The organism is Castellaniella sp. (assembly GCF_034675845.1).
Classification (GTDB): Bacteria; Pseudomonadota; Gammaproteobacteria; order Burkholderiales; family Burkholderiaceae_B; genus Castellaniella.
Genome location: NZ_JAUCCU010000001.1, coordinates 1,641,023 through 1,660,007, shown reverse-complemented (window position 1 = coordinate 1,660,007; position 18,985 = coordinate 1,641,023). Strand labels below are relative to the sequence as shown.

16 protein-coding genes and 2 pseudogenes are annotated in these 18,985 nt (G+C 58.8%); 8 read left to right on the top strand and 10 right to left on the bottom strand.

Features of this window, described 5'->3' with window-relative positions; translation table 11 throughout:
• Position 1: 1 nt before the first annotated feature.
• Complete coding sequence (locus VDP81_RS08035; RefSeq protein WP_322994855.1) at positions 2-1,234, bottom strand: IS3 family transposase; 1,233 nt, start codon at positions 1,232-1,234, stop codon at positions 2-4.
• Positions 1,235-1,507: 273 nt separating this feature from the next.
• On the opposite strand from VDP81_RS08035, the gene VDP81_RS08030 reads away from it, so the two are divergent.
• From VDP81_RS08030 to VDP81_RS08015, 4 genes and pseudogenes are all read left to right on the top strand, one after another.
• On the top strand, positions 1,508-1,669 hold the full coding sequence (locus tag VDP81_RS08030; protein ID WP_323012001.1) for a hypothetical protein: 162 nt from the start codon (positions 1,508-1,510) through the stop codon (positions 1,667-1,669).
• On the top strand, positions 1,666-2,676 hold the full coding sequence (locus VDP81_RS08025) for a virulence RhuM family protein (RefSeq protein ID WP_323012000.1): 1,011 nt from the start codon (positions 1,666-1,668) through the stop codon (positions 2,674-2,676). Before VDP81_RS08030 ends, VDP81_RS08025 begins: the two co-directional genes overlap by 4 nt.
• Positions 2,673-2,882 (top strand): annotated as a pseudogene (locus tag VDP81_RS08020) (type I restriction-modification system subunit M N-terminal domain-containing protein); the annotation flags it as partial. The gene VDP81_RS08025 and the pseudogene VDP81_RS08020, both read left to right, overlap by 4 nt.
• A 608-nt stretch (positions 2,883-3,490) precedes the next feature.
• Entirely contained in the window at positions 3,491-4,711 is a 1,221-nt protein-coding gene (locus VDP81_RS08015; protein ID WP_323011999.1) for a hypothetical protein, read from the top strand.
• Here VDP81_RS08015 and VDP81_RS15350 read toward each other — a convergent pair.
• From VDP81_RS15350 to xdhA, 6 genes and pseudogenes are all read right to left on the bottom strand, one after another.
• Complete coding sequence (locus VDP81_RS15350; protein WP_416233218.1) at positions 4,643-5,236, bottom strand: GNAT family N-acetyltransferase; 594 nt, start codon at positions 5,234-5,236, stop codon at positions 4,643-4,645. The two genes, VDP81_RS08015 and VDP81_RS15350, sit on opposite strands and share 69 nt — an antisense overlap.
• Positions 5,237-5,450: 214 nt before the next feature.
• Positions 5,451-5,620 (bottom strand): annotated as a pseudogene (locus VDP81_RS08010) (transposase domain-containing protein); the annotation flags it as partial.
• 227 nt (positions 5,621-5,847) lie between these two features.
• Positions 5,848-7,176, bottom strand: a complete 1,329-nt coding sequence (gene guaD / locus VDP81_RS08005; protein ID WP_323011998.1) for a guanine deaminase — start codon at positions 7,174-7,176, stop codon at positions 5,848-5,850.
• A gap of 61 nt (positions 7,177-7,237) precedes the next feature.
• The gene (gene xdhC / locus VDP81_RS08000) at positions 7,238-8,275 is read right to left on the bottom strand and encodes a xanthine dehydrogenase accessory protein XdhC (protein ID WP_323011997.1); all 1,038 of its coding nucleotides are present in this window, start codon (positions 8,273-8,275) and stop codon (positions 7,238-7,240) included.
• A 9-nt stretch (positions 8,276-8,284) separates the two neighbouring features.
• Complete coding sequence (gene xdhB, locus VDP81_RS07995) at positions 8,285-10,663, bottom strand: xanthine dehydrogenase molybdopterin binding subunit (RefSeq protein WP_322995824.1); 2,379 nt, start codon at positions 10,661-10,663, stop codon at positions 8,285-8,287.
• 10 nt (positions 10,664-10,673) lie between these two features.
• Positions 10,674-12,158, bottom strand: a complete 1,485-nt coding sequence (gene xdhA, locus VDP81_RS07990; RefSeq protein ID WP_322995823.1) for a xanthine dehydrogenase small subunit — start codon at positions 12,156-12,158, stop codon at positions 10,674-10,676.
• Positions 12,159-12,297: 139 nt separating this feature from the next.
• Between xdhA and VDP81_RS07985 the strand changes: the two genes are divergently transcribed.
• Together VDP81_RS07985 and VDP81_RS07980 are read left to right on the top strand one after the other, a co-directional pair.
• A complete protein-coding gene (locus tag VDP81_RS07985; protein WP_322995822.1) occupies positions 12,298-13,248 on the top strand; it encodes a LysR family transcriptional regulator in 951 nt (316 codons plus the stop codon).
• Positions 13,249-13,418: 170 nt separating this feature from the next.
• Positions 13,419-14,810, top strand: a complete 1,392-nt coding sequence (locus tag VDP81_RS07980) for an NCS2 family permease (protein WP_322995821.1) — start codon at positions 13,419-13,421, stop codon at positions 14,808-14,810.
• A 6-nt stretch (positions 14,811-14,816) separates the two neighbouring features.
• On the opposite strand, the gene VDP81_RS07975 is transcribed toward VDP81_RS07980, so the two are convergent.
• Positions 14,817-15,752, bottom strand: coding sequence for a LysR family transcriptional regulator (locus tag VDP81_RS07975; protein WP_322995820.1), 936 nt, complete (start codon positions 15,750-15,752; stop codon positions 14,817-14,819).
• 111 nt (positions 15,753-15,863) lie between these two features.
• Here VDP81_RS07975 and uraD point away from each other — a divergent pair, with 111 nt between their 5' ends.
• Positions 15,864-16,379, top strand: coding sequence for a 2-oxo-4-hydroxy-4-carboxy-5-ureidoimidazoline decarboxylase (gene uraD / locus VDP81_RS07970; RefSeq protein WP_416233217.1), 516 nt, complete (start codon positions 15,864-15,866; stop codon positions 16,377-16,379).
• 16 nt (positions 16,380-16,395) lie between these two features.
• Positions 16,396-16,908 (top strand): ureidoglycolate lyase, encoded by a 513-nt coding sequence (locus VDP81_RS07965; RefSeq protein ID WP_323011996.1) that lies wholly within the window; start codon positions 16,396-16,398, stop codon positions 16,906-16,908.
• Here VDP81_RS07965 and VDP81_RS07960 read toward each other — a convergent pair whose 3' ends face one another.
• Positions 16,909-17,886, bottom strand: a complete 978-nt coding sequence (locus VDP81_RS07960) for a DMT family transporter (protein ID WP_323011995.1) — start codon at positions 17,884-17,886, stop codon at positions 16,909-16,911.
• Positions 17,883-18,803, bottom strand: coding sequence for a LysR family transcriptional regulator (locus tag VDP81_RS07955; RefSeq protein ID WP_323012402.1), 921 nt, complete (start codon positions 18,801-18,803; stop codon positions 17,883-17,885). The genes VDP81_RS07960 and VDP81_RS07955 overlap by 4 nt, the downstream gene beginning before the upstream one ends.
• Between the last annotated feature and the right edge of the window lie 182 nt (positions 18,804-18,985).

Genomic DNA, 18,985 nt, shown 5'->3' with positions numbered 1-18,985 from the left:
TTTAAGCTAAATCCATTGCTTCTACTGCAGCCGAACGGCGCTGCCCCGATGCGACCGGGCTGGAAGGATTTCCGTCCCGGTCAAAGTGATTAGCAATCCTGGCGCCGCCGCCAATACCATCGGCATAGACCTCGTCAGGAGTGCGGTTTCCCAGTCCCTGATGGGGCCGCTCGCCGTTGTAGAACGCGAAGTATTCGACCAGTCCGAGCGTGAGCTCAGCCACCGTACTGTAGCCCTTCAGGTAGATGTCCTCGTGCTTGAGGCTACGCCAGAGCCGTTCCACAAAGATGTTGTCCAGCGCACGCCCACGCCCGTCCATGCTGATGGCGATCCCGGCAACTCTAAGCACGCCGGTGAAGGCCTCGCTCGTAAACTGAGAACCCTGATCGCTGTTGAAGATCTCCGGACATCCATGCTGATCCAATGCTTCCTGTAGACAGTCCACGCAGAACGCCGTGTCCATGCTGTTGGAGATGCGCCAGGCCAGTACCCGTCGAGAGTACCAGTCGATGACAGCCACCAGGTAGACAAACCCACGCGCCAGCCGGATATAGGTGATATCAGTGCTCCAGACCTGATTGGGCCGCACGATCTGCAAACCTCGCAGCAGGTACGGATAGATCTTGTGCTGGGGGTGTGGATGACTGGTTGCCGGACCCGGCGCCATACCTGCCAGGCCCATGACGCGCATCAGACGCTGCACCCGTTTGCGGTTCACTTCGTGGCCCCCACGCTGCAGAAATACCACCATGCGGCGGCTGCCGTAGAACGGGTGGCGGGTGTACTCCTCGTCGATCAGCCGCATGTACAGCAAGTCTTCATCACTGGCCAGATTGGCGGGCCTGCGGCCATAGAAAGTTGCCCGGGGCACCTGCGCGAGCTCGCACTGGCGAGTAATCGGCAGGGACGTGTCCTGCATGACCCAGTTCATCCGTACGTCTGCGTTCATAGTCCGGACTTTTTTTTTGAGCCAATCCAATTCCATCTTCAGGCGCCCGATCTCGCTGTACAAGCGGTCCTCGTCGGCGTGCTCTGCAGGCTTTGGGCCACGCTTGCTGGCAAACAGCGTGGCTGCCTGTTCCTGGATTGCCTTCTTCCACTGGCTGACCACCACGGGATGCACACCGTACTGTTGTCCTATTTCGTTGAGCGTCTTCTCCCCGCGGATCGCTTCCATGCCCACCTTCGCCTTGAATTCTGCGCTGTGAACCTTGCGTTTCTTAACCTCTGTCACGCTGCTTTCCTCCTCGGATTACAGCTTAAACCGCTGTCTCGATTCCGGGGTCCACTTTACCGAACCGGTGTTCCAGCGCCGCCAACATTACATTGCGCACCACGTCGCCACTATGGCCGACGGTGGTCGCCGACCAGCTCATGGCTGCGCAGTCGCAGCAGTCCAAGACGATGGCCATCCCAACGGGCATAATACATAGCAATCCACCTCGCGTATTACCTTTTGACCTATAGCCAACGTACGTCCTTTCCCTATGCCCGAGCACTCAACCTCATGAGCCACGAGGCTTATACCCTTTATCAGCCCTGGGAACTGGCGGAGGGCAACAAGCGACTGCTCAAGCAGATATTGGATGCGTTCTTGCAGCGTTACCAGTTCGAGCTGCTCGAAATTTTTCCTCAACCTGCCGCCAAGAAAGGAGCTCCTGCGCCATGAATGAGTTGATTCTCTACACCACCGAAGACGGGCGTAGCCAGATCCAACTGCGGGCAAAGAACCAAACCGTCTGGCTGACGCAGCGGCAAATGTCCCAGCTCTTTGACGTCAGCACGGACAATGTGAGTCTGCACCTGAAGAACCTCTTCGAGGATGGCGAACTGAGCAGGGAAACAACTACCGAGGAATCCTCGGTAGTTCAAATCGAGGGGGAACGCGAGGTGCAGCGCCCCGTCATGCTTTACAGCCTCGACGCCATCCTGGCTGTAGGCTATCGTGTGCGATCACCACGCGGCATACAGTTCCGTCTCTGGGCTTCCACCGTTCTGAAAGAGTACCTGACCAAGGGCTTCGTGATGGACGACGAGCGGCTGAAAAACCCAGACGGCCGCCCGGATTACTTCGACGAGATGCTGGCCCGTATCCGGGACATCCGGGCCTCCGAGAAGCGGTTCTACCAAAAGGTGCGTGACCTCTTTGCGCTCTCTAGCGACTACGACAAGACAGACAAGGCTACGCAGGTTTTCTTTGCCACGGTGCAGAATCAACTGATCTTTGCCGTAACGCAAAAGACCGCCGCTGAACTCATCACCGCCCGGGCAAACCCGACTGATCCACATTTTGGCCTGCTCGCCTGGAAGGGCGACAAGGTGCGCAAGGCAGACATTGTGGTGGCGAAGAACTACTTGACCGAAGACGAGGTCGACACGCTGAACCGGCTAGTGGTCATCTTTCTGGAAACCGCCGAACTGCGAGCCAAAAGCAAGCGGGAGACACGCATGGCCTTCTGGAAGCAGAATGTGGACCAAATCACCACGTCCAACGGCTTCCCTCTGCTCACGCACGCCGGAACCATCCGTCATGAGCAGATGCAAGCGCGCACGAGCGAGCTTTACCTCCAATTCGACCAGGACCGCAAACGGGCGGAAGCCATCGCAGCCGACCGGCAGGACGAGGCCGACCTCCAAGCGCTGGAAACCAAAATCAAACGACGCTCCAAGAAATGACCGAAATCAAGCAAAAACAACAGGACAACACCCTCTGGAGCATCGCCGACCAACTACGCGGGGCGATGGGCGCGGACGACTTCTGCGACTATATGCTGTCCTTCCTGTTCCTGCGCTATCTCTCCGATAACTACGAGACGGCAGCGAAGAAGGAACTGGAGCCGGGCTACCCCGATGTGGACGATAATACTCGCAGGGTACCGTTGGCGCTTCGGGTGAATATCTCATTGAGAACCTTCTCTATGCTCCGGGTTCGAGCGCCAGACTCTAACATCGGTAGATGCTCCAACTATTCTGACAGGCGGGGAAGGGTGGCGGCCAGGAATGATGTGGCATCAAGGTTTCAACCCTATATATTTAGATCGATTCGTTATCAAATTTAATACTTTGAAGGGCATAATAGATAAGCACTTCCAAAGCTCATGAGAGACGTGGTTTGAATAAAAAGCGTGATGTTGTTATAACAGTCGATAAAATCCACCTCCATAGAATTTTGGTTGGTGAGAAAAAAAATCGAATTAAGAAAACGCTGGACCTCTACACCCATCCAAGATATATGGTTTTGCGAAAAGGGTTCTGGTGGCCGCATTGTGGGGAAGTCAACTGTGGGCAAGACAGAATATTTAGATGTGAATTATGGATGGAGAAAATTCTGTGAGCAAGCAGGCATTTCTCAAAACACATATCTTCAATATATCAGTGGGAGAGATAAAATCTACTATATATGCCTAGAAAACATTAGGCGCGTAGAGGGCATAACCATTGAGGATTTAGGTATTGGCAGTGCCCCACAGAATTTCACATTTACAAGAATATGATGTATCCATTCTCTGGGATCATCGTTAGGTTTGAAGATGCTCAGCCCAATACAACCGATTCCAAGGACCATCATCCAAAGGCGGACTTGCATGTCAACCTCTGGGACTTGAGGGGGGGCCATTATCTTGACCTTGGCATGATGATTCATAATATTCAACGCGTTGGGAAGGTCGTGATCGATCTTCCTTGGACATTGCGACATGGAAGTGTCATTGACCTTGGGGGCAAACTTGACAACGAGAAGTTGCTAACGGCGGTCTTTAATGAGTCAGTATCATATAGGAGTGCTTCCAGCGAAAATATCGCACATGTGACTTTAGGGTCTGGGGAATCAGAGACTAAATTTACTTTATTACGTCTGAGTGCTAATGGAATTGAGTTAGAGGAGATCGTAGCCGGTGATTACTCTCTTACGCGAGTAAATATCTCTATTCCAAAGGAAGTAAAGTCAACCTCAGAGACTGAAATCATGGACAGAGCTTACATGCGCCTACGTTTTCGCGATGTTCCTCGTGCAGTTTTCATTACTGAGTTCCACCCTAAAGATCGGAATCTTCTGAGCTCCAGTTCAATAACACATTTATTAGATCTGCGCGTGAATGTAAGAAGAGGAGTGCCTGACGAAATTCTCTTACATGACCCTACTCTGAAGTTCCCAAAAATCTCTAAAATCCATGTTTTTGTTATTGTTTCTCGGGATACCGAGCTTCCTTTTCACAGCGAGAACTATAAAGGGTGTCGTTCGCTTGAGGACGAAGCGATTTGGAATTACTACTTGGGTTTACCGGGAGTAAGCAATCGACAGGATGAGACCATCAAAGGGTATTTGGGTTATCAATGGAGTGCGTCTGGAAAAAATGAAAATCAATCAGTCAAAGATTTGGTCGCATTAGGTCGTTTTGTGAGAACAGCCTCGTCCACCATGAAGTCTTATAAGTTCGTGGCCCTGATGCTTTGGTTGGGAGCTTTTGGTAGCGCCATCTGGAGCGTAATACATTCGGGTTTTATTGCTACACGGGGTAGCAATTTACATTTCATTGAGAGCGTATACGCCGAGATACTGTCATACCCGTGGATGTTGTGGATGATATTTTTGTCAGTGCCAGTGCTGATCATCCATGTTGATGCTCAATCCGCACGAAACCTATTAACCTGGGCGAAGCAAAACGCGAGAAGGCTGAAAAACAATCTCGACCGCTGGTGGGGCCAATTTTGAGAGTGTGCCCTGATAGTGTGGGATGTGAAGCTCCCTTTCATGCCGGTTGTCGGATAGCACACCATTAAAAACATACTCAGTATGACCAGGTCGGTAGAGGCCTGTCAATTCTTGTTCTAACCGAAAGCCAAAATAGTGGCATACGCGCACGAATGATGGAAAACGCGTATCTGAAATGCTAAGCAGTGGCTTGTCGTTATTCAGCAGTTCAAAGGACCTCTCGAAGAGCCGTATACCCAAACCGGTTGAATGGAAATCTTCCATCACCCGCAGGCAGCATAGCTTTTGCTCCTCGTCAGTTTCTTTTAGAACCACTAGTCCTGCGATCTTACCGCTCCTATATTCGACCAAGAGAGTTCTCTCACCAATGCGTATTCCGGGAATAACTTTCTGCTCGAACCATTGGTGGAAATCCGGATATTGATCGGCTAGATCGGAGATACACCCCCAGACATCTTGAATTACACCACGCGTAACCTCGGAGCGTGTCGCCCAAGAAGCTTTGTCAAGTACCAGCGTCCGCATCGTTTTCTCTCCAATCAACCAGCGAGTTTATCAAAAATGACTGAATAACGCATTAACTTGACTAAGTCAACTTTCAGTGGTATGCCATCTTCCTACGCCTGCTGCTTGATGTTTGGCTGTTCATAGTAGTATAGCCCGTAAGCACAGGGGAAATACACAGTGACGAACCGCCACGCGAACGGCCGTTCGTCATTTAGCCAGCAGTTTCTGGTGCTCATAGATGGGGCAGCAGCTCCTCGATCCGGCCGTTCGAATGCGTCGGCAAGCGCGTGATTACATCCTTCAGATAGGCATACACGGATCATGCCCGTTCATCTTCGCTGGCTGGATCAGGCTCATAATGGCTGCTGCGCGCCGAACCACCCGCAAGGACTCCACGAACAGAAGCGCTCGATGCACATCTGTTTGCAAACCTGCAACAGGCACAAACCATTACCTGCCAGTGATTGATCGATTACAACGAATACCGCCCGCATGCATCGCTGGGCAACATCCTGCCGGTGTAGTTTATGCCTCGGCTAACCACAGTTCCGAATCTGTACTAGATAATGTCTACTCGACGGAGGTGTTTATGGCTCGAAATAAGTGGATATTGGCTTGTGCTGATCGACCTAAGCAACCCGCCGATGCACTTCCCGCCCCGCTGCATAAGTCGCGGCAACCGCCCGATCATCGCCCAGCATCGCCAAGGCAAACAACAGCTCTTCCAGGGATTCCGCACGCGCAGTGCGACGCTCCAGCAGCGGGGTGGACTTGGGATCCAGTACGACAAAGTCGGCCTCCGCGCCGGCTTCCAGGGTGCCGATCTGGCCGGTCAGGCCCAGGTGCTTGGCTGCCCCCTGGGTGGCCTGCCAGAACATGCGCCGGGCGGTCAGGTGGTGGCCGGACAGGCGGGCGACCTTATGGGCTTCGTTCATGGTCTGCAGCATGGAAAACGACGAGCCCGCCCCCACATCGGTGGCTAAGGTCACCGGCATATTGAAATCACTGGCCGAAGCAAAGTCGAACAGGCCGCTGCCCAGAAACTGGTTCGACGTGGGGCAATGTGCGGCTACTGCCCCGGCATCGCGCATACGGCGGCGATCATCATCGTCCAGCCACACGCAATGGCCGTACACCGACCGCGGACGCAGCAGGCCATAGTCATCATAAATATCCAGATAGCTGCGATGGCCGGGGAACAGGCTCATCACCCATTTGACCTCGTCCTGATTTTCGGACACATGCGACTGGATGAATACGTCCTGATAGCGCTGGGCCAGCTCGCCGCAACGGCCTAGCTGTTCCGGGGTGGAAGTCGGTGCAAAGCGCGGCGTCAGGGCATACAGTTGACGGCCCGTGCCATGCCAGCGCTGCAGCAGCATTTCGCTGTCGCGAGCGCCGGTTTCGGCGGTGTCGCGCAGATATTCCGGGCAGTTGCGGTCCATCATGACCTTGCCCGCCACCATCCGCAGATTGCGGGCGTGGCTTTCTTCGAAGAAAGCCTGGGCCGAGCCTGGGTGCACGGTGCAATACACCAGCGCGGTCGTGGTGCCGCAGCGCAGCAATTCATCCAGGAAGAACTTGGCGACCTCCTGGGCGTACTCCGGGTTTTCAAAACGCCGCTCGGTGGGAAAAGTATAGGTTTCCAGCCAGGGCAGCAGGCCGGGGGCCGGCGAGGCAATCATGTCCGTCTGCGGATAGTGAATGTGCGTATCGATGAAGCCCGGTGTGATCAGACGCCCGCGCCAGTCGTGCACCGCCATGCCGGGTGGCAGATCCCGCACCAGCTGATCGTATTCGCCGCATTGTTCGATGCGGCCATCGCGCACCACCAGCAGACCATCGCGAATCCATTCACAGGCCTCGTCCTCGGCCTTGGGGGTGTCGCGGAAATACAGCAATTGGGCACGGTAAGCCTGAACGTCAGGCACAGCGGGGGTGTTTGACGACGAGGTCATGGGTGTCTCCTTCGGGGATATTTTTGATGGCTGGCTGTGCGCCAGCACGAATTCGGGATATTTAAAGAGTGGCGGTAGCGGCTTCATCCTGCATGGCGGCCAGCCGATGCATCATCTGCGTGCGCAGGCGCATCAGTTGCGCCGCCACCGAAACGGCAATCACGGCAGGCTGCTTGCCCTCGATGCCGGGCTCGCCAATCGGGCAGGTAATGCGGGCATAGCGATCCGGTGCAATGCCTCGCGCCGCAAAGCGCTGCTTGAACTTATGCCATTTGGTGGCCGATCCGATCAGGCCCAGATAGGCCACATCGTCGCGCTTCATCACCTGTTCGCACAAATGCTGATCCAGCGCATGATCGTGTGTCATCACCAGATAACAGCTATCGGGCGCAGCCTGATCGATCACGGCCTCGGGGGTATCCGTGGCCTCGATGGTGACATTGGGCGCAACCTGATCCGGGAATAAATCATCGCGGGCGTCCACCCACGTGACCCGGCACGGCAAGGTCCCCAGGATATTCACCAGCGCATGCCCCACGTGCCCAGCCCCGAACACCACGACATGCAAAGCGTCCGGCACCAGCGGCTCGGTCAAGACCGGACAGCCGCGCGCATCGGCCATGTCCAGCAGGCGGCTGGCCTGAAAACGATCGCGGGGATGCGAGGCAGACGTGCTGTCCTGCAGATGCACCCAGGACGCCAGCTCAGGGCCACCGACGCCGACTTCGCGCTCGAAGGCTTCCTGTTGGCACAGGCGCTGGCGCGCCTGCATCAGCCAGGCCCGGTCGCTCTCGCGCAGGTGTTCGAACATCAGCGTCACCAGCCCGCCACAACACTGCCCCAGCGAAGCCGCCAGCGGGATGTCCCGCACCCAGCGGTCCGCGTGCCCGGCATCCTGCAACTGGGCACGCGCCAGGTGCGTGGCCTGCCATTCCAGCTGTCCACCCCCAATGGTCAACCATTGGTGGCCTGCTGAAACCAGCATCTTGGCACCGGCCTCACGCGGGGCGGACCCCCGTATCGAGGCCACGCTGATCAACACGACAGGCTGTTGGCGCTCCAGGCACCAAAGCGCCTGATCGATCCAGGCTGTGCTCATATGGCCTCCTTAGACAAGGCTGTGACGGCGCAGTCCTTCGGCGGCCTTCAGAATCGCCTCGGGGGTAGCGGGCGCATCCAGGTCGGGGGATTGCTTCCCATCCCCCAGCGACGCCAGCGCATCGGCAATGGCATTGAAGGCGCTGACCCCATGCACCAGCGGAGGTTCGCCCACCGCCTTGGAGTGGTGGACGGAATCCACATGATTGCGGGTCTTGAACAGCTGCACCCGGAAGTCGCGCGGGCAATCGCTGATGGCCGGGATCTTGTAGGTGGACGGCGCGTGCGTGGTCAGGCGACCGTCCGACTCACGCCAGACCAGTTCCTCGGTGGTCAGCCAGCCCATGCCCTGGATATAGCCGCCTTCGATCTGGCCAATATCAATGGCCGGATTGATGGACGCACCGGCATCGTGCAGGATATCGGCGCGCAGCAGCCGCCATTCGCCGGTCAGGGTATCGACCACGACCTCGGAGACCGCCGCCCCAAACGCATAGTAGAAGAACGGATTGCCCCGGCTGGTGGCCTTGTCCCAGCTGATCTCGGGGGTTTTGTAAAACCCATCGGACCACAGCTGCACGCGATCCCAATAGGCTTCCTCGACCAGTTGGGCAAAGGGCAGGGTCTTGCCATTGACGCTGACCTGCCGCCAGGCAAAGGTGACATCATCGGCCTTGCCGCCATATTTGCGGGCCGCAAAGTCGGCCAGCCGCGCGCGCAGCGTCAGGGCGGCGTCCTCGGCAGCCTTGCCGTTCAGGTCGGACCCGGTGGATGCCGCCGTGGCGGACGTATTGACCACCTTATAGGTGTCGGTGGCGGTGACCCGCACACATTCCAGATCCAGCCCCAGGGTATTAGCCACGATCTGCGCGACCTTGGTATTCAGGCCCTGGCCCATTTCGATGCCGCCATGATTCAGCAGCACCGAGCCATCGCGATAAATGTGCACCAGTGCGCCAGCCTGGTTGAAGGCGGGCACATTGAAGGAGATGCCGAACTTGACGGCACTGATGGACAGGCCTTTTTTCAGGATCGGACTGTGGGCGTTGAAATCCTTGACCGCCTGACGCCGGGCGCGGTAATCAGAGCTGGCTTCGAGTTCGCTGATCAGCGGGTGCAGGATATTGCCCGCCACGACCTCGCCATACGGCGTGGTGTTGCGGGTATCCGTGCCATATAGGTTCAGATAGCGGATATCCAGCGGGTCTTTGCCCAGTGCTCGGGCCACACGGTCCAGCAGCATTTCGGTGACCAGCGCCCCCTGCGGCGCGCCGAATCCGCGAAACGCCGTGGCCGACTGGGTATTGAGCTTGCCGCACATGGTGTGGATATCGGCAGCCGGGATGTAATAGGCATTGTCAAAGTGCGCCAGGGCGCGGCTGGCCACGGCCTCGGACAGATCCGCCGAAAACCCTGAATGCAGGGTCATGTCCAGCTTCACACCCAGGATGCGGCCATCCTGGTCAAAGCCCACGTCGTATTCATAATAGAAACCGTGGCGCTTGCCGGTGATCGTCATGTCGTCATCGCGGTCGATACGCAGCTTGACAGGACGCTGCAACAGATGCGCGCATACCGATGCCACGCAGGCGAACACTGCGGACTGGGATTCTTTACCGCCGAACCCGCCGCCCAGGCGGCGACATTCGATCTCGACCTGGTGGCGCGCCCAACCCAGGGCATGTGACACGGCATGCTGCATTTCAGTGGGGTGCTGGGTAGAGCACAGCACCAGCATGCCGTCTTTTTCGCGCGGAATGGCGTAGGAAATCTGGCCTTCCAGGTAGAACTGTTCTTGGCCTCCGCAGGAGAATTCGCCGGTCAGACGCACCGGGGCATGATCCAGGGCTGCTTGTACATCGCCCTGAATCAGACGCAACTCATCCGTCGTCCCGAGGCCGGCATCCTTGGCCTGTTTCGGCGTCAGGATGAACGGCAGTTCTGCGTAGCTGATCTTGCCCAGGCGGGCGGCGCGGCGGGCCTGCTCTACGGTCTTGGCCACCACCACAAACATGGGCTGACCCACATATTGCACCAGGACATCGGCCAAAATGGGCTCGTCGGCAATCACCGGGCCGCAGTCGTTGACCCCCGGGATATCCTGGGCGGTATAGACCGCCAGCACGCCCGGGGCTTGGCGCACGGCATCCAGGTCCATGGCGGTGATCCGCGCATGGGGTTTTTCGGACAAGCCCAGCGCGGCATATACGGTATTGCGCAGTTCGGGGATATCGTCGGTATAGACGGCTTCGCCGCTGACATGCAGCAGGGCGGATTCGTGCGGGCTGGAAGCCCCGGCGGCGGGTTCGCCCACCACAGGATGGGGGATGCTGTCGTTGCTGACCGCCAGACGGTCGAGTTCAACGGGGATATTGACGCGCATGTTCATGATGGCCTCCTCAAGCAAGCTCGGCCAGATTGGCCGTATTCACCTGATGCGTCGCCAACGGCGCCCCAGGGGCGGTTTCAAGATAAAAGCGATACAGCAGATTTTGTGATGCCAGCTGTCGGTAATCACTGCTGGCCCGCATATCGGTCAGGGGTTTGAAGTCCTGGGCCATGGCCGTCATGGCCACCCGCACATGGGTCTCGTCCCAAGGCTGGTCTTGCAGGGCGGCCTCGACCGCCCGTGCCCGGCTGGGCGTAGCCGCCACCCCACCATAGCCTGTGCGCAGGCTGCGCACCACGCCCTGGTCATCCAGCTGCACCGCAAAGGCCGCGCACACGGCAGAAATATCCTGATCGAAGCGTTTGGACAGCTTATAGGTGCGGAATTGGCGGCCTTCGACATGGACCGGCACCCGCATGCCCTGGACGAACTCGCCGGGTTCCGCAGCGGTTTTCTGGTAGGCCAGATAGAAGTCTTCCAGCGGCATTTCACGCACGCGGTCGCCCCGGCGCAAAATGATCCGGGTGCCCAGCGCAATCAGGGCCGGCATGGAATCGCCAATCGGCGAGCCATTGGCCACATTGCCGCCCAAGGTGCCGGCATTGCGGATCGGGAAGGACGCAAAACGCTGGCGCAATTCGGCGAGTTCGGGCAGATGCACCACCAACGCATCGAAAGCATCATTCAGCAAAGCACCGGCGCCGATGATCAGGTCGTCGCCTTCTTGGTGAATATCGCGCAATTCCTGTACCTGGCCGATGTAGATCAGGTGCGGCAGATCGCGGTGTTGTTTCGTGACCCACAGGCCCACGTCCGTGCTGCCTGCCAGAATGCGGGCATCCGGGTAGTCCAAGCGCAATTGCGCCAGCTGGGCCAGGGTGCGCGGCGCATGAAAAGTATGGCCGTCGAACGTATAGGAAAAAACCTCGTCGCGCTGCAAAGCAGACAGGATTTTTGCCAAAGCGGCGCGGTCGAAATCCACGACGGGGTAGTCGAACATCTCGGTGGCGGCACGCACAATGGGCTGATAGCCCGTGCAACGGCATAGATTGCCGGACAGGACATCATCGATCTGGGTGCGGTCCGGTGCCGGGCCTTGGGGGCCCTGGGCCAGGTACATGCCCCACATCGACATCACAAACCCCGGCGTGCAAAACCCGCACTGCGAACCGTGACAATCCACCATGGCCTGCTGCACAGGGTGCAACGCGCCATCGGGTTGGCGCAAATCCTCGACTGTATACAGGGCCTTGCCATCCAGCGTGGGCAGAAACTGTATGCAGGAATTGACGGCACGCATGGTCACGCCGCCATGACCGTCGGGTTCGGCCACCATCACGGTGCAGGCCCCACAGTCGCCCTCGGCACAGCCTTCCTTGGTGCCCATGCAGCTTAAGTCTTCACGCAGGTACTGCAACACGGTGCGCGTGGTAGGCTGATCAGTGACTTCGTGGACCTGTCCACGATAGTGAAAGCGAATGGCAGTTGTCTCCATGGGGTTACCTTTTATTGTGGGGCCGTTAATGGGATCAAGATAGCATCAAGCAGTCGGCCTGAGTATTTGCCATTGATGATGGCGGGTATCAGGGTCTCTGATCATGGACGCCAGCCGTCCACACAGGAATAATGCAGACATGAGCAAAACCCGCGAATCCATAGACACCCACCTGCTGCGCATCCTGCAAATCCTGCTGACCGAGCAAAGCGTCTCGCGCGCGGCGATCAAGCTGGGCCTGTCGCAGCCGGCCATCAGTAATTCTCTGCGCCGTCTGCGCGATATCACCGGCGACCCGATCCTGGTGCGCAGCAAAACCGGCATGGTACCCACCGAGCGCGGCCTGGACCTGCTGGCCCACGCCAACAACGCCCTGTCGGCCATTGCGCAGATCACTGATCCACCGGGGGCGTTCGACCCGGCCACCACCACCCGTGAATTCCACCTGGGGGCGCCCGATTACCTGGACGCGATGTTTCTGCCCAATATCGCCGAAATCCTGCGTCGCGAAGCCCCCCATGCAAAGTTCATCGTACACCCGATCAACTCGGATTACGACTACGCCAGCGGCCTGGAAGACGGTGGTCTGGATGTGGTCATCGGCAACTGGCTGGAACCCCCACCCCAGATGCACATGGCGCGGCTGTTCGACGACGAAGTCGTCTGCATGGTGGGTAGCCAGAACCCCTTCGCCCGGCGCGACCTGAGCCTGAAGCAATACCTGGAATTGCCCCACCTGGCCCCGTTTCCCTACGTGTCAGAACGCCAAAGCTTCATCGATGGCTATCTGGCATCCCAGGGCCTGCGGCGCAACATCCAGATGACCATCCCGTATTTCGGCCAGGTGGCCGGGATGCTGCTGCGCACCGATCTGATCTTCACCACCGGGCGGCAGTTTGCCCAGCATTACGCCCGCTATCTGCCCATCACCATCCTGCCCTCGCCCTTTGAATTCCCGCCCATGCGTTTTTATCTGCTATGGCACCGCCGCTGTCACGGGGCCCCCGAGGTCATCTGGCTGCGTCAATGCATCGTGCGCGTGGCCGCCATGCTGCAGGCCAGTTTGGGTAATTCTCTGACCAAGCCCTAAGGATCGCGCGTACGCGAGAACATCAGTCGGGCTTGATAATTATCATCACCCGGCACGGCGCACAGCGCAAAACCTTGTCCCTAGAATAATTTAAGCCGATCAATTCCTGATCGTGCATCGACATCATAAAGATCGGCCCACGAGCCGGTTATCTTCTGGAGACAAGGCTCATGAGCGAGCAGGAAACCGTATTGCCTGCGGGGTTCGACCCCATTGCATCCCCAATACATGCCCCCACCCCCACCGGCTGGCTGGAACAGCGCTTTCAGTTGCATGCCCGTGGCACCAACGTACGCCAGGAAACCCTGGCCGGCCTGACCACCTTCCTGGCCATGGTCTATTCCGTGTTTGTCGTGCCCGCCATGCTGGGCAAGGCCGGATTCGATACCTCGTCCGTGTTCATTGCGGTCTGCCTGACCAGCGCCTTCGGCTCTCTGCTGATGGGGCTGTGGGCCAATCTTCCGATTGCCGTCGGCTGCGCGATTTCTCTGACTGCCTTTACGGCCTTTGACCTGGTGCTGGGTCAGGGCCTGTCCCCCGCCGTGGCCCTGGGCGCCATTTTCCTGATGGGGATTATTTTCACGGGGATTTCGGTCACCGGCATCCGGACCTGGATACTGCGCAACCTGCCCATCGGCATCGCGCACGGCACCGGCATCGGCATCGGCCTGTTCCTGCTGCTGATTGCCGCAAACGAAGTCGGCCTGGTCACGAAAAACCCCGGTCCCGGCCTGCCCGTGTCCCTGGGCACCATCACCGCCATGCCGGCAATCCTGTCCGTCGTGGGCCTGGCCGCAATCTTCGGCCTGGAACGTCGCCGCGTGCCGGGCGGCATCCTGGTGGTCATCCTGGCCCTGTCGGTGGTCGGCCTGATCTGGGACCCCGCCGTGGTCTTCAACGGCCTGTTCGCCCTGCCGTCCTTCAGCGGCGAAACCTCGCTGATCGGCGCCATGGATGTGGGCGGGGCGCTGAACGCCCTGGTCATCCCCAGCGTGCTTGCCCTGGTCATGACGGCGGTGTTCGACGCCACCGGCACCATCCGCGCCGTGGCCGGCCAGGCCGGGCAACTGGATGATAACGGCCAGATCATCAATGGCGGGCGCGCCCTGACGGCGGACTCGGTCAGCTCCATCGTGTCGGCCGGCCTGGGTGGCGCACCTGCAGCTGCGTATATCGAATCCGCAGCCGGCACCGCCGCCGGCGGTAAAACCGGCCTGACCGCCACCATCGTGGGATTGGGCTTTCTGGCGCTGATTTTCCTGTCGCCCCTGGCTGGCCTGGTGCCTGCCTACGCCACGGCACCTGCCCTGATGTACGTCGGCCTGCTGATGCTGGGCGGCGTGCGCCACCTGCGCATGGACGACACCGTGGATACCATGGCCGGCATGGTTTGCGCCGTCTTCATCGTGCTGACCTGCAACATCGTCACCGGCATCATGCTGGGCTTCACCACCCTGGTGATTGGCCGGATATTCGCTGGCGAATGGCGCAAGCTGAACGTCGGCACCGTGGCGATTGCCATTGCGCTGGGTGTGTTCTATCTGGGCGGCTGGGCCATCTAAACCCGGTCAGGCCGGGGCCTGCATGGCCCGGCCGCAATCCCCCAGCAGGTGTCTTAACCACTGATGAGAAGACGCATGATGATTGCGAGGATGCCACAGCTGGTAAAACCGCATCGGCGGAAAATCGATCGGCGAATCGACAATCGCCAAGGGCAGCAGGCCTGCGTAATAGCGCGCAAAATGCCGGGTCGTGGTGAAAACCAGATCGGTGCCCGGCAACAGATACGGCGCCAGCATGAAGGACTGCGCCTCGACGCATTCTTCGCGCTGAATCCGCAGGGACGTCAGTTCGGTGTCAATCATGCCGCGCTGCGTCATGGAGTACGGCGTCGGCACCACATGCTGCAAGCGCCGAAAATCATCCACCGTCAGTCGCCGCGAAGCCAAGGGATGATCCACCGACATCAGGCAGACAATCGGATCTTCCAGCAAGACCGACAGATGCATGCGGTCGGGCGGCTCGGGCCAGTTGCCGATCACCACATCCAGATTGCCCTCGGCCAGCGATTGCTCAAAATCGAAATCGGGGCCCAGCGCATGCAGCACCAGCCGCGCATGCGGGGCCTCGCGCCGGAACCGCGCCACCACAGATGCCGCAAAGGCCGGCGCCAGGTAATCCGGCGAACCGATGCGAAACACCTGGCGGCTGCTATCGGGCGCAAAACCTTCATCGGCTTCCAGCATCAAATCGATCGATTCCAGGGCGGCCTTGGCGTGTTCCAGAATTGCCTGGGCCCGATCCGTCGGCACCATGCCGCCTTTTTCGCGTACCAGCAGCGGGTCCTGGAATATCAGGCGCAGGTTTTTCAAGGCCACGCTGATGGCAGGCTGTGACTGATTGAGCTTGAGCGCAGTGCGCGAAACACTGCGTTCGGCCATCAAGATACAAAACACTTTCAGCAAATAAGTGTCCAATGCGGCGGTGCTGCGTCGTGTGGCCATGATGATGGGCTCCTTCAGGCATGAATGCGCCCAAGCTTATACCACTTATACGTTGTTGCACCCTTCTTTTGACCTCGGATACCCCGTAGACTTTCCCTCATGATGCACTCAATGACTTTTGCCATGACCCTGAACGAACTTTCCTCCCTGTCCCAGTCCGATTTCTCCCGCACGCTCGGGGATATCTTCGAACACTCGCCCTGGATTCCAGAACGCGCCTGGGCTGCCCGGCCTTTTGCCGACGTAGACGCTCTACACCAAGCCATGGTGCAGGTGGTGCAACAAGCATCCCTGGACGAACAACTGGCCCTGATTACGGCCCACCCGGAACTCGCCGGCAAGGAAGCCGCCGCAGGCACCCTGACCCAGGCATCCACCGGCGAGCAACGCGGCGCGGGGCTGGATCAATGCAGCGCCGACGAGCTTGAACGCCTGCGCAGCCTGAATGCCCGCTACCAGCAAGGCTTTGGTTTTCCCTTTGTGATTGCCGTCAAGGGCCGCAACCGCTACCAGATCATGGACGCCATCGAAGATCGGCTGCAAAATGACCGGGATACCGAACTGGCCACCTGCCTGGATCAAATCGCCCAGATCGCGCGGTTTCGCCTGGACGCCCAGTTTGCTTAAACCTTAAAGGACCACCATGACTTCCGGCAATCTCATCCAGCTCACCATCGAACCCTTGTCGCGCGAAGCCTTTGCGCCTTTCGGCGACGTGATCCAGGCCGATGACGCAGCCAAGCACTTCACCATCAACGAAGGCAACACCGAGCGCTATCACGATCTGGCCGATATCGACCCAGGCGCCGATGGCCGTGCGATTGTCTCGATCTTCCGGGGCAAGCCGCGCACCCTGCCCTTTACCGTGACCATGATGGAACGCCACCCAAAGGCCAGCCAGGCCTTTATCCCCGTGTCCGGACGCCCCTATCTGGTGGTAGTGGCCAAGGCCGACACCACCCCCACGGTCGGCGATCTACGCGTATTTCTGTGCCAGGGCGACCAGGGGGTCAACTATGCCCGCGGGGTCTGGCATCACCCATTATTGGGCCTGGATGCCGTCTCGGACTTCCTGATCATTGACCGCGCAGGCCCCGGCGACAACTGCGACATCGTGCAAATGGAAGCCGCCAGCGTCATTCCGGCGCTGGCCTGATCACCGCCTTAAGCTGATCACCACCAACGCCACGGCAATCAACAGCATCCCGGCCAGTTCCAGAACACCGGGCTGTTCACCCAATTGCAGCCAGCCGGCCAGCACCCCGACCACAGGCACCCCCAGGGACGACATGCCGGCCACCCCGGCAGTCAGGTGCTGCAGGGCAAACAGCCATAAAAACCAGGCCAGCGCCGTGGCGATCACGGCGTTGTAAAACAAGGCCCCATAGAAATAGGGCGTCGGGTCGATGGGCTTTTCGGGGACCACCCAGGCCGCCAGGCACAGAAATAAGGCCCCAAGCAGCATCTGCCAGGCCGTCAGCGGCAGGGCATCCATGGGATAGTCGCGCTTGATCCATTTGGCTACCACCGTGGCCAGCGCCCAGCACAGGCCCGCCCCCACCGCCAACAGTTCGCTGGAAAAATCCTCATGTCGGCCCCAGGGTTCCAGGATCAGCGTCAGCCCGCCGGCGGCCAGCAACAGCGCCAGCCACTGCCAGCCCCGGATGCGCTCGCCAAAGGCGAACCAGGCCATGGGAATCACCCAAAAGGGCATGGTATAGACCAGGATGGATGTCTTGCCCGCCCCGCCGTTCAGCAGGGCCAGCTGAATCAGGGCCGAAAACACCCCCGTCTGTAAAATCCCCAGCAGCAGCACCCTGGGCCAGGCGCGGATGCGCATGGGCTTGCGCAGCGCCAGCAACACCCCCATCAGGGCCAGCGCCCCCAGCAAGGTGCGCAGCGCGGAAAAATCGAACGGGCCCACATACGCCAGTACCGATTTCATCACCACCCAGTTATAGCCCCAGCCCAGCGCCATACCCGCCAGAGCCATCAAGGCCAGACGCTCGTTGCGCCGGGCCATGGCGGCTTCCTGGGCCGGGATCGTCTGGCCGGAAGGGTGGGAAACCTGCTTGTCCGCAGGCGTCGCGGAGGAGTCTTGGCCCGCCGCCGCCCGCGTCGTTTTATCAGTCATGTGGATGTTCTCTGTCCTTCCCAGTAAGCAGGTTCATGATAATGGTTTCTCAGGTCATCGATGAAATAACGTACCTTGGCCGGCAAGTAGCGCTGCTGCGGGTAGACCGCCTGGATGTCATAGGCCGGCAGCGCGTATTCGTCCAGCACCGTCACCAATTCGCCGCGCTTCAGTTCACGCTGGATTTCCCAGGTAGAGCGCCAGCCTATCCCCAGCCCCTGCTGCACCCATTGATATAGCAATTCGCCATCGTTGCAGGCCAGATCGCCGCGCACCCGCACAGCAAAGGGCTTGCCGTCCCGCACAAACGTCCAGCCGCGATGCTGGCCACCCTGCAGATTGAACGCCAGACAGTTATGCCGCACCAGGTCTTCGGGCACACGCGGCACCCCATGCGAATCAAAATAGGCCGGCGTGCCGCACACCACCCGGCGATTGGGGAACAAGCGCACTGCTACATAGTTTGGATCGGTGACTTCGCCGATGCGGATCGCCATGTCATAGCCCTCGCGCACCAGATCCACCACGCTGTCGGTGAAATTGAAAGACAGTGCCAGGCTTGGATAGCGAGTCCGAAACGACAGCGCATGCGGCGCCACATGCTGACGCCCGAACGAGGCTGGCGCCGACACCACCAGATGGCCACTGAGGCTGCGACGGCGCGCCGTGATGCTGGCATCGGCATTGTCAAAGTCCTGAATCAGTTGCTGACATTGTTCCAGGTAGCGTTCACCCAGTTCCGTCAGCACCAGCCCCCGGGTGGAACGGTGCATCAATTGCACGCCCAGGCGTTTTTCCAGGGCCGTCAAGCGGCGGCCCATGACCACCGGCGTCACCTGTTCGATCAGGGCTGCCGCCGCAAAACTGCCTTTTTCGGCAATCAATACAAAACTGCTGATGTCTGTATAGCGCCCCACCTTGACCTCCAATCCCTGAAAAAAGCCCGAAACCCCATAGACATCAAGATAGGTTGCTGTATCCAACCCTGCTTGAGCCTAGAAAAATTCTACCTTAGTTTTTCCTTATTCAATACTTTTAGTATCTATAGAAATGAGGTTTTCAGGGATTCCCGCCCATCGCCACAAGACTTATTCTGGTC